13 protein-coding genes are annotated in these 13,820 nt (G+C 70.1%); 2 read left to right on the top strand and 11 right to left on the bottom strand.

Annotated elements, in window-relative coordinates; all coding sequences use genetic code 11:
- Positions 1-3 precede the first annotated feature (3 nt).
- The 4 genes from AD72_RS14485 to AD72_RS14470 are packed head-to-tail and all read right to left on the bottom strand — an operon-like array spanning position 4 to position 4,019.
- Positions 4-897, bottom strand: coding sequence for a PfkB family carbohydrate kinase (locus AD72_RS14485; RefSeq protein ID WP_031467026.1), 894 nt, complete (start codon positions 895-897; stop codon positions 4-6).
- Positions 894-2,312, bottom strand: a complete 1,419-nt coding sequence (locus AD72_RS14480) for a purine-cytosine permease family protein (RefSeq protein ID WP_031467025.1) — start codon at positions 2,310-2,312, stop codon at positions 894-896. The genes AD72_RS14485 and AD72_RS14480 overlap by 4 nt, the downstream gene beginning before the upstream one ends.
- Positions 2,287-3,306 carry an ADP-ribosylglycohydrolase family protein gene (locus tag AD72_RS14475; protein ID WP_031467024.1) on the bottom strand — a complete coding sequence of 340 codons (1,020 nt, stop codon included), beginning with the start codon at positions 3,304-3,306 and terminating at the stop codon, positions 2,287-2,289. Before AD72_RS14475 ends, AD72_RS14480 begins: the two co-directional genes overlap by 26 nt.
- Positions 3,303-4,019 carry a GntR family transcriptional regulator gene (locus AD72_RS14470; RefSeq protein ID WP_031467023.1) on the bottom strand — a complete coding sequence of 239 codons (717 nt, stop codon included), beginning with the start codon at positions 4,017-4,019 and terminating at the stop codon, positions 3,303-3,305. The genes AD72_RS14475 and AD72_RS14470 overlap by 4 nt, the downstream gene beginning before the upstream one ends.
- Before the next feature lie 56 nt (positions 4,020-4,075).
- Between AD72_RS14470 and AD72_RS14465 the strand changes: the two genes are divergently transcribed.
- Positions 4,076-5,062 (top strand): class I SAM-dependent methyltransferase, encoded by a 987-nt coding sequence (locus tag AD72_RS14465; RefSeq protein ID WP_031467022.1) that lies wholly within the window; start codon positions 4,076-4,078, stop codon positions 5,060-5,062.
- Here the strand turns inward: AD72_RS14465 and AD72_RS14460 are convergent.
- The gene (locus tag AD72_RS14460) at positions 5,030-6,838 is read right to left on the bottom strand and encodes an APC family permease (RefSeq protein ID WP_051898609.1); all 1,809 of its coding nucleotides are present in this window, start codon (positions 6,836-6,838) and stop codon (positions 5,030-5,032) included. The genes AD72_RS14465 and AD72_RS14460 overlap by 33 nt on opposite strands.
- Positions 6,839-6,979: 141 nt before the next feature.
- On the opposite strand from AD72_RS14460, the gene AD72_RS14455 reads away from it, so the two are divergent.
- Complete coding sequence (locus AD72_RS14455) at positions 6,980-8,029, top strand: terpene synthase family protein (protein ID WP_156365188.1); 1,050 nt, start codon at positions 6,980-6,982, stop codon at positions 8,027-8,029.
- On the opposite strand, the gene AD72_RS14450 is transcribed toward AD72_RS14455, so the two are convergent.
- The 6 genes from AD72_RS14450 to AD72_RS14425 form a co-directional block, all read right to left on the bottom strand.
- Positions 7,989-8,849 (bottom strand): aldehyde dehydrogenase family protein, encoded by an 861-nt coding sequence (locus AD72_RS14450; RefSeq protein ID WP_031467019.1) that lies wholly within the window; start codon positions 8,847-8,849, stop codon positions 7,989-7,991. The two genes, AD72_RS14455 and AD72_RS14450, sit on opposite strands and share 41 nt — an antisense overlap.
- Positions 8,842-10,272: an aldehyde dehydrogenase family protein gene (locus AD72_RS14445; protein WP_031467018.1), complete on the bottom strand. Its 1,431-nt coding sequence runs from the start codon at positions 10,270-10,272 to the stop codon at positions 8,842-8,844. The genes AD72_RS14450 and AD72_RS14445 overlap by 8 nt, the downstream gene beginning before the upstream one ends.
- Position 10,273: 1 nt before the next feature.
- The gene (gene deoC / locus AD72_RS14440) at positions 10,274-11,209 is read right to left on the bottom strand and encodes a deoxyribose-phosphate aldolase (protein WP_031467017.1); all 936 of its coding nucleotides are present in this window, start codon (positions 11,207-11,209) and stop codon (positions 10,274-10,276) included.
- Positions 11,206-11,835: a DUF1707 SHOCT-like domain-containing protein gene (locus AD72_RS14435; RefSeq protein ID WP_031467016.1), complete on the bottom strand. Its 630-nt coding sequence runs from the start codon at positions 11,833-11,835 to the stop codon at positions 11,206-11,208. The genes deoC and AD72_RS14435 overlap by 4 nt, the downstream gene beginning before the upstream one ends.
- Positions 11,836-11,932: 97 nt before the next feature.
- Positions 11,933-12,709 (bottom strand): maleylpyruvate isomerase family mycothiol-dependent enzyme, encoded by a 777-nt coding sequence (locus AD72_RS14430; RefSeq protein ID WP_031467015.1) that lies wholly within the window; start codon positions 12,707-12,709, stop codon positions 11,933-11,935.
- Positions 12,709-13,820, bottom strand: a 1,112-nt coding sequence (locus tag AD72_RS14425; RefSeq protein WP_031467014.1) for an ABC transporter ATP-binding protein, incomplete at its 5' end; no start/stop codon positions are given. The genes AD72_RS14425 and AD72_RS14430, both read right to left, overlap by 1 nt.

Raw genomic sequence — 13,820 nt, 5'->3', positions numbered from 1 at the left:
ACGTCAACCTTGCCGGGCGGCAAGGAACCGGTCGATTTCCGCGCGTTCCGGTGCGGTGGCCGGACCGGTGCGCGAAACGGCGATGGCGGCGGCCGCGTTTGCCCTGCGTGCCGCGGTCTCCAGCTCGGTACCGCGCAGCAGCTCGGCCGAGAGCACCCCGCAGTGCGCGTCCCCGGCGCCATTGGTGTCCACCGCGGTGACCGGGAATCCGGGAACCTGGGTGGCCGTGGTCCCGCGCCGGATCGTGCAGCCGTTCGCGCCGTCCCGGACGAGCAAGGTGCACTCGGGGAATTCGCGCACCGAATCGGTCAACGGGGCCGATTCCTCCGCATTGCAGCTCACGATATCCACAGTGGACAGTACGGCGCGCAGCGTTTCCGGGGGAATGTCCGGGGTGAGCGGCCCGGGGTCGAACAGTGTCCGCGCGGATCCGTTCCGTGGTAACCAATCCAGCAGGGTGTCCCGATTGGACTCGTGCAGCAGGCTGTAGCCGCTGACGTAGACCAGATCGGCAGGTCCTGCGGTGATCCCGTCCAGCGCGCCCGGCCCGAGCCCGCCCTCCGCGCCGGTCCCGGTCACGAAGGTGCGCTCCCCGTCGGGTTCCACGAGTGCCACGCACACCCCGGTATCGGCTTCCGAGCTCGGTGCGCGCGCGACCGCGATGCCCTCGGCCCGCAGCGCCGCGCGCACCTGCTCGCCGAACCGCCCGGTGCCGTGCGCGCCCGCGTAGAGCACTTCCGCCCCGGACCGGGCGGCGGCGGCCATCACGTTGAATCCGCCGCCGACCAGCAGTTCGGTGCCCTCGGCGAGCAGGTCACCACCGCGTTGCGGAAGGGTTGGCACGCGCAGCACCAGATCCACCACCACCTGCCCGGTGTGCAGCAGCCGCCCGCTCATCGGCGCTTCCACCCGAGCAGCGCGTACAACCCGGCGGCGGCCGCGAAGGCGATCACCCAGCCGAGCCCGTTCTCCCCGGGCCAGGTGTGCGCGAAGGGGCCGGTGAACCACTGATCGGTGGTGAACAGATAACCGGCGACGATGCCGATCGCCCAGGAGAGCACCGCACGGGGTGCGCAGCCCGCGCGGTACCAGTAGGCGCTCGTGCGGCCGGTGTCCATCAGGGCCGCGGCGTCGTAATCCTTGCGCCGCATCATGTCCACGGTGAACACGCCGACCCAGGCCGTGCTGGGCACCGCGAGCAGCGTGATGAACGCGACGAACGGCTGATAGAAGCTGTGCGCGAGCAGCATCAGATAGATCGCGCCGAGGAAGGTGACGACCACATCCACGATCACCGCGTACACCCGCTTGATCCGGATGCCGAGGGTGAGCGTGGTCAGCCCGGCGGAATACACCGAGAGGTGATTGGAAAGCAGCAGCCCGCCGAACGCCGCGATCAGATACGGCGCGGCCATCCAGGTGGGGAGCATGGCACGGATCGCGGCCACCGGATCGCTCGCGTTCGCCAGGCTCGGGTCCCCCGCGGAAAGCAGGCTGCCCAGCGAGATCAGCAGTACGAGCGGGATCCCGGCACCGGCAGCGGCCGAGGCGATCAGTGCCCCGGTGCGCGCGCTCCTGGACTGGTACCGGGACATGTCCGCGGCCGCGTTCACCCAGCCGATCCCGGTCCCCGCGGCGATGGTGCCGATTCCCGCGATCATCGCGCCGATCGAGGCGGGGCGCGCCGAACCGACCGCGTGCCAGTCGATCGTGGCGATCAGGTTCACCGCGACCACGATGTTCAGCGCGCCGAAGATCCAGGTGGCGATCCGCTGCACGGCCAGCAGTACCCGGTGCCCGAGCCCGGAGACGATCACGGTGAGCCCGATGAACACGGTGATGCAGCAGATCGTCAGCGCCGGGGCGGACTTCGCCTCGGTCGGGGTGCCGAACACGATGGCGCACAGGGAAAGCAGCGCGAAGGCCGCGGTCGTGGTGTTCACGGTCTCCCAGCCGAGCCGGGAAAGCAGCGAGACCAGGGTCGGTCCCGCATTCCCGCGCACCCCGAAAACCGCGCGGGACAGCGTCAGTCCCGGTGCCCCGCCGCGGCGTCCGGCGACCGATACCGCGCCGACGATGGCGAAGGAGCCGACCGCGCCGAGCACCGCGACGATCGCGGACTGCCAGAAGGTCAGTCGCTGGATGCCGACGAGCGTGGCGCCGAGCGGGAGGCCGAGAATGGAGACGTTCGCCGCGAACCACACCCAGAACAGCTGCATCGGCCGTCCGGTGCGCTCGCTGTCCGGGACCGGTTCGATGCCCCGGGTCTCGAGCGCGCCACCCGGTTCAGCGGCGGTCTCGGCGACGCTCATCCGCCTCCTCTCGCACTTCGAGCAGCCCGGTGACCAGCGGTTCCAGTTCCAAGACGTTCACCTCGCGCACCGTATCCACGAGTTCGCGGGGCAGCCCGGCGACACCGTGTCGCGCGCCGAGTATCGCACCGCAGATGGCGGCGATCGTGTCGGTGTCCCCGCCGAGCTGTGCGGCAAGACACAGTGCCTGCAGCGGTTCCTCGCCCCGCGCCTCGGCGAGCGCGAACGCGGCGATCACCGATTCCTGCGCGGCAACGGAAGTGCCGACCAGTTCGGCGATCGTCTCGACGAGCGCGGTGGTTCCCAAGCCGCGCACCAGTTTCCGCACCCAGTGGATGCGTGCCGCGATGTCCGCGCCCGCGCTCCACACGCCGAGTCCCGCGCCGTGGGTCGCCGCGAGTTCCGCGCTGTCCAGTGCCGCCTTCGGTTCGGTGCCCTCGATCGAGGAGGAGACCGCGGTGGCCACGGCGGCCGCGGCGGCGATCCCGATGTTCGTGTTGTGCGTGATCCTGCTGGTGGCCACGACCGCGTCGAGCATCGGATTGAGCCGGGGCGGGGTGGCGATCGCGACCGGGGTGATGCGCATGGCCGCGCCGTTCGTGGTGCCGAACCGCCCGGTTTCCTCCGGTCCGACGCCCGCGTTCAGTTCCTCGAGCGCGCGTTTGGTGGACGGGCCGAGCAGATCGGCCGAACCGCGCCGGATCATCTCGGATTCCCAGTCCAGCAAGGCTTTCGCGAACACGGTCGGATCGACCTGGCCACCGCCGTCGATGAGCAGGCGGGCCAGCAGCACGGCCTGTTCGGTGTCATCGGTGATCGTTCCGGCGGGCAGGCCGGGCGCGATCGGCTGCTCGGGCCGCGCCGGGAGCAGGGTGTCCACGGTGCCGTAGAGTTCCGCGATCCGTTGCCGGGAAAGGGATTGCGTCGGCATGCCGAGCGCGTCCCCGAGCGCGAGCCCGTAAAAGGCGCCAAGCGCCCGCTCATAGCTGTTCATCTGTTTCCGAAGGTGAGGTGGAACTGGAATCTCTGCGGGTCGAGCAGGCTCGTCACGTGTTCCACGAATCGGCCGTTCACCATGGTGCTGCACCGCACCGACTGGAGGAAGACCTCGCCGGGCGCGCGCTCGAGCAGTTCCGCGGATTCCTCGTCCAGCGGTGCGGTGTCGATCCACTGCTCGCCCATGTCCGCGCGCAGCCCTGCCTCGGCGAGGCTCGCGGTCAGCGAATCCCCGCGCAGTCCGCGTTCGGGCAGTTCGGCGAGCGCGCCCTGCGCGGGCACCAGGGAGTGCTCGAGGGACACCGGCCCGTCCCCCTGCTCCCGGCGCAGCCTGCGCACCGCGATGAATTCCTGGATACCGAACCTGTCGGTCAACGAGGCATCGGTGACCCGTTCGATGCCGAGCAGTTCGGTGCTGATGCTGAAGCCCGAGTCGGCGAGCGCGGTGGCCCAGCCGAGGTCCTGGTCGAGCGGCACCCCGTCGAAGGCCACGAAGGAGCCCACGCCCATCTCGGTGGCGATCAGCCTGCGGCGTTTGAGCTCGTCGAGCGCACCGCGCACGGTCCCCCTGCTCACCGAGTAGCGCTGCGCGAGCTGGTGTTCCCCCGGCAGCTGGTCGCCCTTGCTGAGGCGGCCGGAGTGGATCTGTTCGGTGAGATCGGCGATCAGCCGGTTTCGTTTCCCGAACAGCCCTTGTTCACGCCTGTCCATACTTGTACTCTAGGTCGCTGCGCTGTGGCCTGTCCAACTGAGGCTACGGTTGTCACATGGGCAAACGTGAATCCGTTTACGCTGGTGCTCGGGCGCATTACCTGTCCCCGAAGCGGCGTGATCCCGTCAAGCGGCTGGCCGAGGAACCGGTCTCCCGCACCTTGCTGCGCGAGGCGGTCGCCGGACTGGGACACCACGGGCCGGTCCGGGTGCTCGATCTGGGCTGTGGCACCGGAGACGGGCTCGATCTGCTCTCCGGGGTACCCCACGCGGTGCAGTACACCGGGCTGGACAGCGATGCCGACATGGTGCACACCGCGGCCGAACTGCATCCGGACGCGCGGTTCGTGCGCGGGGATCTGCGCGGGCCACTGCCCGAGGGTGAATTCGAGCTGTACATGTCCTCCGGGGTGCCCTATTCGCATCTGCCTGCCGACCAGATCGAGCAGGCGCTGCGGGGAATTTTCGAGCGCGTCCGGGAAACCGGGAAACCGGCCGCGCTGCTCGCCGATGTGCTCGGGCGGTACTCGATCGAATGGCTGCCGAACTGGGGGCGCACTCGCTGGGACTACGCGATGACCTTCTTCGAGGGGGAGAGCGCGCCCGCCGGGGAACCGATGACCTTCCTCGCGGGTGAGGATTTCGCGGCCGTGGTGCGGAACGCGGCGAGCTCGGCCGGGGTGCGGCTCGCGGACACCCGGTTCACCGACCGTTCGGTGCTGCTGGGCAGGCACACCGCGACCCGCACCTTCAATCCGCACATCCCGCCGTACCGGAAACTGGTCAACGACCTGCATTCCGGCACGGAGACCGGTGGATTCGAGCGGTTGTTCTTCGATCCGCCGCGCAAGGGCGCGCCACCGGCCGTGCTCGAGTTCTTCACGGAGCTGGCTTCGCGGTGGAACGGCATCGTGCGTGCGGCCATCGATCAGGAGCAGCCGGGCACCGCGCTCGCCGAGGAACTACTGCGCTGTGAACGGGACAACCGCTCCGGGCTCGGGGTAGGGCACTCACTGATCGCCAGCATGCGCGTACTCCCGTGATTCCCGCGGCACCGGTGCGGGCGCCAGTGGCATCCGGTACCGGCACACCACCGCATCGGTGCTGCGGGACAGCCGCCGACCGATCACCGCGCCCCGGTAGTTCTTCAGCAGCCGCTCCCATCGGCGCTGCGGCGAGACCTCGCCGATGAGCACCACCACCCGTTCGGCGTCGGCACCGCGCACGTACCTGGCCAGCGGTGCGCCGAGCTCCCTGCGCTCCGAGGCGAGCAGGGTGAACGGGATCTCCGGGCGCCAGGCGTGCCATGCGCGTTCCATCGCGCGCGCCGATTCGAACTCGCCGGGGTGGCTCACGTGCACCGCGACGATCCGGTTCCCCATGGCCAGCGCGGTGGACACCAGCTCGCAGGCGAGCCGGTCGATCGCCACGATGGGCAGCACGATCAGGGTTTCGTGCCTGCGCGGGGATTCCGGGCGCGCCCCGCTGCCCAGCTGCGCGCCGATGCGGTCGTAGGCGGCGCGCACCCGGAGGAATCCCCAGGCGAGCAACGGGATCACGAGCACGATCAGCCAGGCCCCCTCGAGGAACTTGGTGGCCGTGGTCACGATCGCCGCGATCGCGGTGAGCACCGCCCCGATCCCGTTCACCGTGGCCTTGCGGCGCCAGCGGGCACCGCGTTCGGCGCGCCAGTGCCGCACCATGCCGATCTGGCACAGGAAGAAACCGATGAACACGCCGACCGCGAACATCGGCACGAGCACGTTCACCACGCCACCGGAGAACACCAGCAGCAGCCCGGCGAGCACCGCGAGCACCACGACCCCGTAGCGGTACACCAGCCGGTCGGCGCGCAGCCCGAAGATGTGCGGCACGAAACCGTCCCCGGCCAGCCGCGCGGCCAGCACCGGGAGCCCGCCGAAGGAGGTGTTCGCGGCGAGCGCGAGCAGCACCACGGTCACGAACTGCACCGCGAGATACCCGAAGCCGTCCCCGAAAGATCCTTGGGTGACAAGGGAAAGCACGGTGCGGCCGGGCACCGGGTGGATGTGGAACCGTTCGATGAGCAGGGCCAGCCCGATCAGCAGCAGTCCGAGCGTGGCACCGAGCCCGGCCTCCGCGCGGCGGGCCCGGTTCGCGCGCGGTTTGCGGAATCCGGGTGCGGCGTTCGCGATCGCCTCCACCCCGGTCAGCGCGGAGCAGCCGTTCGCGAAGGCGGTCACCACGAGCAGCAGCCCGACCGAGCCCACGGTGACCGGCTGGCTCGGCAGGTGTGCGGAAGGCACCGGGGCGCCGCGCAGCAGACCGGTCACGATCACCGCGCCGAGCGCGAACACGAACAGCGCCGCGGGCAGGATGAACAGCCGGGCGCTGGTGGCCGCCCCGCGCAGGTTCACCAGGGTCAGCACGAACAGCACGGCGAGACACAGCTGCGGGGTCCAGGCGAGCAGCCCGGGGATCGCCGAGGTCAGCGCGGCCACCCCGGCCGAGACCGAGACGGCGACGTTGAGCACGTAGTCCACGACCAGTGAGGCCGCCGCGACGAGGGAGGCCGTGGTGCCGAGATTGTGCTTGGCGACCGAGTAGGCCCCGCCGCCGTCCGGATAGGCCGCGATCACCTGGCGATAGCAGGCCACGAGCACGAGCAGCAGCAACACGATCAATCCGGTGACCGGGAGCGTCCAGCCCAGACCCGCCGAACCCGCGACCGCGAGCGCGACCACGATCGCCTCCGGTCCGTAGGAAACCGAAGCGAGCGCGTCCAGTCCCAGTGCCACGGTCCCGGTCAGCGCGGTCAGCCGATGCCGATTCTCACTCACACCGGAAACGCTAGGTTCGCGCGCGCCCGCGCGGCCTCAACAGCGCGTCAAGATCGGCGGGACCGGCGTAGGTATCGCGTTGTTCCGTGCGGTGGAACGTCGCGTGTACGCGCGGCCGTGGCCCGTGTCACGCTGCCGGACATGAGAGCACGAGAGGGATTGCCCGCATTCGTGATGCCGTATCGCCCGGCCGTGCATCCCGCGCTACGCGAGGAATCGGTGCCACTGTGGGACTGGGTCGACGGGCACCGGCTGCTGCGCTCGGCCGCGGCGCGCGAACAGCATGTCGAGCGCACCCGGCCGGAGCTGATGGTGGCCCGCTGCTTCCCCGCGGCACACCCGGACTGGTTCGGCCTGCTGTGTCGCTGGCTCGCCTGGGCGTTCATCGTGGACGACGAGCTCGACGACGGACCGGCAGGGCGGGACGCGGCGCGCTGTCGCGGGGCGATCGAGGGGCTGCTCGCCGCCGTCGAGGGGAATCCGGATCCGGGCAACGGGTTCGCCGTGGCGCTCGCCGAACTGTGGGAGCGCACCACGCGCGGCCGGTCCGGCGGCTGGCGGTTGCGGTTCGAGGTGAACCTGCGGGATTGGCTGTGGTCCTATCACACCGAGACCGTGCAGCGATCGCGCGAGGAATTCCCGGCGATCCCGGAGTATCTGGCGCATCGGCGGCACACGGTGGGCACCCTGTGGTGCGTGGATCTCATGGAGGCCGCCCTCGGTATCGAGCTTCCGGCCGCGGTGCACCAGCTCCCGGAATTCGGCGCGCTGTGCGGTGCGGCGGCCGAACACATCGGCCTGTTCAACGACGTGCTCTCCGGCGAGAAGGAACGCAGGCTCGGCTACACGCACAATTCGGTGCTGTTGCACGAAAAGCATTCCGGAATGAGCACCAGCGAGGCGGTCGAAGCGGTGAACGTGCTGCTCACCGAACGCATCGAGATGCTGGACGCGTCCGCGCGGATACTGCTCGATCATCTGGAGACGGCCGGATTCGGCGAACCGGTACGTGCCGAGACCCGCACCGGAATCGCGGGGCTGCGCGCGCTCGTGCGCGGTAATTTCGACTGGCACTTCGAGGTCGGCCGGTACCGCGCCCCGGAAGCCCTCGTGCAGGGGCGGCCGGGTTATGTGGACGAGTTGTTCGCCGCTACGTCCCCGTCGGGTGCCAGACCGTTTTCGCCTCGGTGAAGGTGCGCAGCCGCTTGATGTCCGGGCGCCTGGACCAGTCCGGTTCGCTCGCCGGGGCGGGCAGCACCCGTTTGACCGTCTCCGCGGCGGCGCGTTCGAGTTCGCCAGCCTGATCGGCGGGGGCGCCGCACAGATCGAGCGCGTTCACATCGGCGTGCGTGGCCAGATGCCCGGCGAGCTCTCCGGTGTCCCCGGTGAGTACGTTGACCACCCCGCCGGGCACATCGGAGGTGGCCAGCACCTCGGAGAGGGTGATCGCGGGAAGCGGGCGCGCGGAACTGCTCAGTACCACCGCGGTGTTGCCCGCGGCGAGCACCGGGGCGAGCACGCTCACCAGTCCGAGCAGCGAGGAGTGCTGCGGGGCGAAGACCCCGACCACGCCGGTCGGTTCGGGCACGGTGAACGAGAAATACGGTCCGGCGACCGGATTCGCGGCACCGAGCACGGTCGCGATCTTGTCCGTCCAGCCCGCGTACCACACCCAGCGATCGATCGCTGTGTCCACAATGGACGCAGCGTCCGGCGCGCCCTCCGAATCGCGCACCGCGGAGACGAACTGTTCCCTGCGGCCCTCCAGCATCTCCGCGACCCGGTAGAGCACCTGGCCGCGGTTGTACGCGGTGGCCCCGGACCAGCCGGGGAACGCCTTGCGCGCGGCGGCGACGGCGTCCCGCACATCCTTGCGGGAGGCCTGCGCGGCGTTCGCCAGGAACCGGTCCTGGGCGTCGGTGACCGCGTAGGTGCGGCCGGATTCCGAACGCGGGAAGGACCCGCCGAGGTAGAGCTTGTAGGTCTTCGCCACGGTCACCCGATCAGACATCGAGGTATGCCTCCAGTCCGGTGCGCCCGCCCTCGCGGCCGAACCCGGATTCCTGATAGCCGCCGAACGGGGCGGTCGGATCGAAACGGTTGAAGGTGTTCGCCCAGACCACTCCGGCCCGCATCCGCTGCGCGGCCCAGAGAATCCGGGATCCCTTCTCGGTCCAGATCCCCGCGGAGAGCCCGTACGGGGTGTTGTTCGCCTTCGCGACCGCCTCGTCCGGGGTGCGGAAGGTCAGCACCGAGAGCACCGGTCCGAAGATCTCCTCGCGGGCGATCCGCATCGACTGGGAAACCTGGGAGAACACCGTCGGCGCGAAGAAGAAACCTTTGTCCGGCAAGGGACACGGGCTCGTCCAGCGGTCCGCGCCCTCGGCCTCCCCGCTGCTGGTGAGCTCGCGGATCCTGGCCAGCTGCTCGGCGGAGTTGATCGCCCCGATATCGGTGTTCTTGTCCAGCGGGTCCCCGATGCGCAGCCGCCCGATCCTGGTGCGCAGCTTGCCGAGTACCTCATCGGCGACCGATTCCTGCACCAGCAACCGGGATCCGGCGCAGCACACATGCCCCTGGTTGAAGAAGATCCCGTTCACGATGCCCTCGACCGCCTGATCGACCGGGGCGTCCTCGAACACGATGTTCGCCGCCTTGCCGCCCAGTTCGAGGGTGAGCTTGCGGCCGGTCCCGGCCAGGGTGCGCTGAATCTGTTTGCCCACCTCGGTGGAACCGGTGAACGCGACCTTGTCCACGCCCGCGTGCCCGACCAGTTCGGCGCCGATATCGCCCGCCCCTGGCAGGATGTTCACCACTCCGGGCGGGAGTCCGGCCTCCGCGCAGATCTCGGCGAACACCAGCGCGGACAGCGGGGTGGTCTCGGCGGGCTTGAGTACCACGGTGTTCCCGCAGGCGAGCGCGGGCGCGATCTTCCAGGCCGCCATGAGCAGCGGGAAATTCCACGGGATCACCTGGGCGGCGACCCCGAGCGGGCGCGGATCGGGGCCGAATCCCGCGTAGTCGAGTTTGTCGGCCCAGCCGGCGTGGTAGAAGAAATGCGCGGCCGCGGTGGGGATGTCGGAGTCCCGGGATTCCTTGATCGGCTTACCGTTGTCCAGGGTTTCCAGCACGGCCAGTTCCCGGGAACGTTCGGCGATCATCCGCGCGATGCGGAAGATGTACTTGGCGCGCTCGGCGCCCGGCATCGGCCCCCACACCTTTTCCTGGGCCCGCCGCGCCGCCGCGACCGCGGTGTCCACATCGGACGGTGCGGCGGTGGACACCTCGGCCAGTACTTCCTCGGTGGCCGGGTTGATCGATTTCAGTCCGGGCCCGGCTCCCTCGACGAATTCCCCGTCGACAAACATCCGGTAATCCGGTTTCAGTCGCGCGATGTCCCGGTTCTCCGGCGCGGGCGCGTATTCCCATTCCATTTCAGTCCACCGTCACATAGTCGGGGCCGCTGTAGTGCCCGTCGAGCTGGGTGCGCCGCTGCATGAGCAGATCGTTGAGCAGGCTGGAGGCGCCGAAGCGGAACAGGGCGGGATCGAGCCACTGCTCCCCGGCGACCTCGCGCACCGCGACCAGATAGCGGATCGCGGTCTTCGTGTCCCGGATCCCGCCCGCCGGTTTCACCCCGCGCAGCTGCCCGGTGAGCGCGTGCCAGTCGGCGACCGCCTGCAACAGCACATGGGTGACCGGCAGGGTCGCCGCGGGCGAGACCTTGCCGGTGGAGGTCTTGACGAAATCCGCCCCGGCGAGCAGCGCCAGCCAGGACGCGCGGCGCACGTTGTCGTAGGTGGCCAGCTCCCCGGTCTCCAGGATCACCTTCAGGTGCGCCGTCCCGCAGGCCCGCTTCACCTCCAGGATCTCCTCGAACACCAGGCGATAGTTCCCGGACAGGAACGCGCCGCGGTCGATGACCATGTCCACCTCGGTCGCGCCGGCGTCCACCGCGGTTGCCACATCGGCGAGCTTGACCGCCCGCGCCGCGCGGCCCGCGGGGAACGCCGTGGCCACCGAGGCCACGCCGACGCCGGTGCCTTCGAGTTCGCCGACCGCGAGCCCGGCGAGATCCGGGTACACGCAGACCGCGCCCACGCTCGGCACATCCGGATAGTCCGGGTCCGGGCGGCGCGCCTTCGCGCACAGCGTGCGCACCTTGCCGACCGTGTCCGCGCCCTCCAGCGTCGTCAGGTCCACCATCGAGATGGCCAGATCGATCGCGGTGCGCTTGCTCGCCTTCTTGATGCTGCGGGTGGCCAGGCCCGCGGCGCGCTGCTCGAGTCCGACCGCGTCCACCCCGGGAAGCCCGTGCAGGAACCGGGTCAGGCTCGCCTCGTCCCGGGTGACGTCCTCCAGAGCCGTCATGACTCGAGCTCGTCCCGGTCGCGCTTGCGGCGCTTCGGGCGCTTCACGTCCACCCCGCCCATGAACGCGAGCCCGGTGATCTTCACGGTCGGCCGGTCATCGCCCGCGTCCGGCTCGTGGATCTTGTTGTCGAAGGCTCCCATGAAGCCGATCCCGTTCACGTGCACGTTCACGTCCTCGGGAACCCGCACCTCGATCCCGCCCATGAACGCGACACAGGTGATCGTGGTGTGCGCCGCGGAGAACTTCGCCTGGGACAGGTCCAGCTCCCCGCCGCCCATGAACGCCACCGCCGTATGGGTCGGCGGGACCGTCCACACGCCCTTTCGCTCGAAGCCGCTCAGCACGCCCACCGAGACCTGCGAGCCTGGGGTGCCCCCGGTCCGGTTCGGCAGGGCGGGTTGATGCTGCGCGGCCAGCGGGGCCTCGATCGGCAGATCCGCGGTCACCGGGGTCAGTTCCCCGATCGTCTTCGCCTTGTACACCGTGGCCAGCCGTTCATCCAGCTCGGAAACGTCGATCCGGCCGTCCGCCATCGCCTTGTGCAGTGCCTGCGCGACCTTCTCCCGGTCCGCGTCCGAGGCACGCATCCCGTTCGGCTCGCGTTTCTCCAGTTCATCCGCCACGTGCACAGGGTAGTACGTGGAGCCAGGCTGTGGACCCGTTCGGGTCAGAGCCACCCACGTGTCCAACTAGCCGCTGCTCGCGTGTCCGACCGGCCGCTCAGCCGAAGGCCAGGAGATCCAGCCAGCGTTCGGGGAAGGCCTGGTCACCGCGCACCTCGACGCACTCGATCGGGCGGCGGCGGTAGAGCGCCAGCAGCAGCTCGGTGATCGGGCCGTGCAGGCCGACGCTCGCGGGGCCGTCCCCTTCGCGCACGGTGATCCGTTCGGCGCCGAGTTCGATGTACCACCGCCCGCCGGTATCGCTTGCCCGAAGCTGCACCGCGTGCCGGTTGCCGAGCAGCGCGCGGAGCTCGGGTGAGCGCTCCAGCTGGAACGGGTAGGTGATCGATTCGAGCCATTCGGCCAGTGCCCCGGCGGCGATGTCCGGTTCGATGGTGACCGGCTGTCCGAGAGCGAGCAGTGCGTCGGCGCCGTGGATCAGGGTCTCGAAGGCCATCCGGCGGGCGAAGAACGCGGCCGTCCTCGGCACTCCGGGAATCGGCACCCACACCGGGCTTTCCGGCCCGGCCGCCAGCAGGGTTCCGGTGAGCCGCTCGGCGCCTTCGGTCAGCCAGGGGCCGAGTACCGAGGGATCCTCGTGCGCGAACGCCGTGAGGTCGCGGAACGCGAAGTCCTCCTCGGGCAGCGGTTCCCGGGCCCTGGTGCGCACGGTCGCCTCCACCCAGCGGTGTGCCCCGCCGAGATGCCGGATCAGCTGGCCGAGGTTCCATCCCGGGCAGCTGGGCACCGGAACGGTCGGATCCGCGCCGTGCAGCGCGGCCCGCACTCGTTCGGTCTGCGCGCCGATCTGCGCGCAGTGCTCGATGAACTCCATCAGCTGACCGGTTCGGTGGCGCCGTGCCGCCAGAGCCGGGCGTAGGAACCGTCCGCCTCGAGCAGTTCGGTGTGCGTGCCGCGCTCGATGATCCGTCCGCCGTCGAGCACCAGGATCTGATCCGCGCGTGCCGCGGTGGCCAGCCGGTGCGCGACGATCACCGTGGTGCGCCGGTTCGCGAGGCGTTCGCTGGCCTCGAGCACGGTGGCCTCGGTGCTCGGATCGAGCGCCGCGGTGGCCTCGTCGAGCAGCAGCAGATCGGGGTCCACGAGCTCGGCGCGGGCGAGCGCGATGAGCTGGCGCTGACCGGCGGAGAGTCCCTGTCCGCGCTCGCCGACGACATGGGTGAACCCGCCGCGCAGCGAGGCGACCATGGTCAGCGCCCCGACCGCGCGGGTGGCGCGCTCGACCTCTGTATCACTGGCCGAGGGGCGCCCGTAGCGGATGTTGTCCGCGATGGTGCCGGTGAACAGGTGCGCCTCCTGCGGGACGACGCCGAGCCTGCCCCGGTACCCGGACAGTTCGTAGTCGCTGGCCGGGACCCCGTCCACGAGCACCGCCCCCTCGGTCGGGTCGTAGAACCGCGCGAGCAGCTTGACCAGGGTGGACTTACCCGCGCCCGTGGCGCCGACGAGGGCGACACTGTTCCCGGCCGGGATGTCCACGCGCACATCCGCGAGCGCGGGTTCGGGCGCCTCGGTGTAGGTGTAGCCGAGATCCCGGCAGGACACCTCGCCGCGCAGCTTGGCGGGCACCGCCACGGGATGCTCGGTCTCGCGCAGCGAACTCGGGGTGCCCAGCAGTTCCCCGATGCGGCGCAACCCGACCGCGGCCTGCTGGTACCCGTCGAACACGTTGGACAGCTGCTGGATCGGCGCGAAGAACTGGCCGAGGTAGAGCAGGAAGGCCACGAGCACCCCGGGCGCGAGCCCGCCACCGGCCACCCAGGTGGCGCCGAAGCCGAGCACCAGCGCCTGGGCGAACTCGGAGAGGAAGGTGACGAAGGGGAAGTACAGCGCGATGTAGCGCTGCGCGCGCAGCCGGGTGCGCCGGTAGGAGTCGGACAGCGAGATGAAGTGCTCCGCGGAGCACTTCATCTCGCTGTCCGACT

The sequence above is a fragment of the Sciscionella sediminilitoris genome, from assembly GCF_000737195.2.
Taxonomy (GTDB): Bacteria; Actinomycetota; Actinomycetes; order Mycobacteriales; family Pseudonocardiaceae; genus Sciscionella; species Sciscionella sediminilitoris.
The sequence above is the reverse complement of the archived record's forward strand: the minus strand, read 5'-3'. Positions and strand labels throughout refer to the sequence as shown.

Bases quoted from the DNA above. Each gene is read 5' to 3' on its own strand.
- AD72_RS14485 (WP_031467026.1), bottom strand. From the start codon at position 897: ATGAGCGGGCGGCTGCTGCACACCGGGCAGGTGGTGGTGGATCTGGTG.
- AD72_RS14480 (WP_031467025.1), bottom strand. From the start codon at position 2,312: ATGAGCGTCGCCGAGACCGCCGCTGAACCGGGTGGCGCGCTCGAGACC.
- AD72_RS14475 (WP_031467024.1), bottom strand. From the start codon at position 3,306: ATGAACAGCTATGAGCGGGCGCTTGGCGCCTTTTACGGGCTCGCGCTC.
- AD72_RS14470 (WP_031467023.1), bottom strand. From the start codon at position 4,019: ATGGACAGGCGTGAACAAGGGCTGTTCGGGAAACGAAACCGGCTGATC.
- AD72_RS14465 (WP_031467022.1), top strand. From the start codon at position 4,076: ATGGGCAAACGTGAATCCGTTTACGCTGGTGCTCGGGCGCATTACCTG.
- AD72_RS14455 (WP_156365188.1), top strand. From the start codon at position 6,980: ATGAGAGCACGAGAGGGATTGCCCGCATTCGTGATGCCGTATCGCCCG.
- AD72_RS14450 (WP_031467019.1), bottom strand. From the start codon at position 8,849: ATGTCTGATCGGGTGACCGTGGCGAAGACCTACAAGCTCTACCTCGGC.
- AD72_RS14445 (WP_031467018.1), bottom strand. From the start codon at position 10,272: ATGGAATGGGAATACGCGCCCGCGCCGGAGAACCGGGACATCGCGCGA.
- deoC (WP_031467017.1), bottom strand. From the start codon at position 11,209: ATGACGGCTCTGGAGGACGTCACCCGGGACGAGGCGAGCCTGACCCGG.
- AD72_RS14430 (WP_031467015.1), bottom strand. From the start codon at position 12,709: ATGGAGTTCATCGAGCACTGCGCGCAGATCGGCGCGCAGACCGAACGA.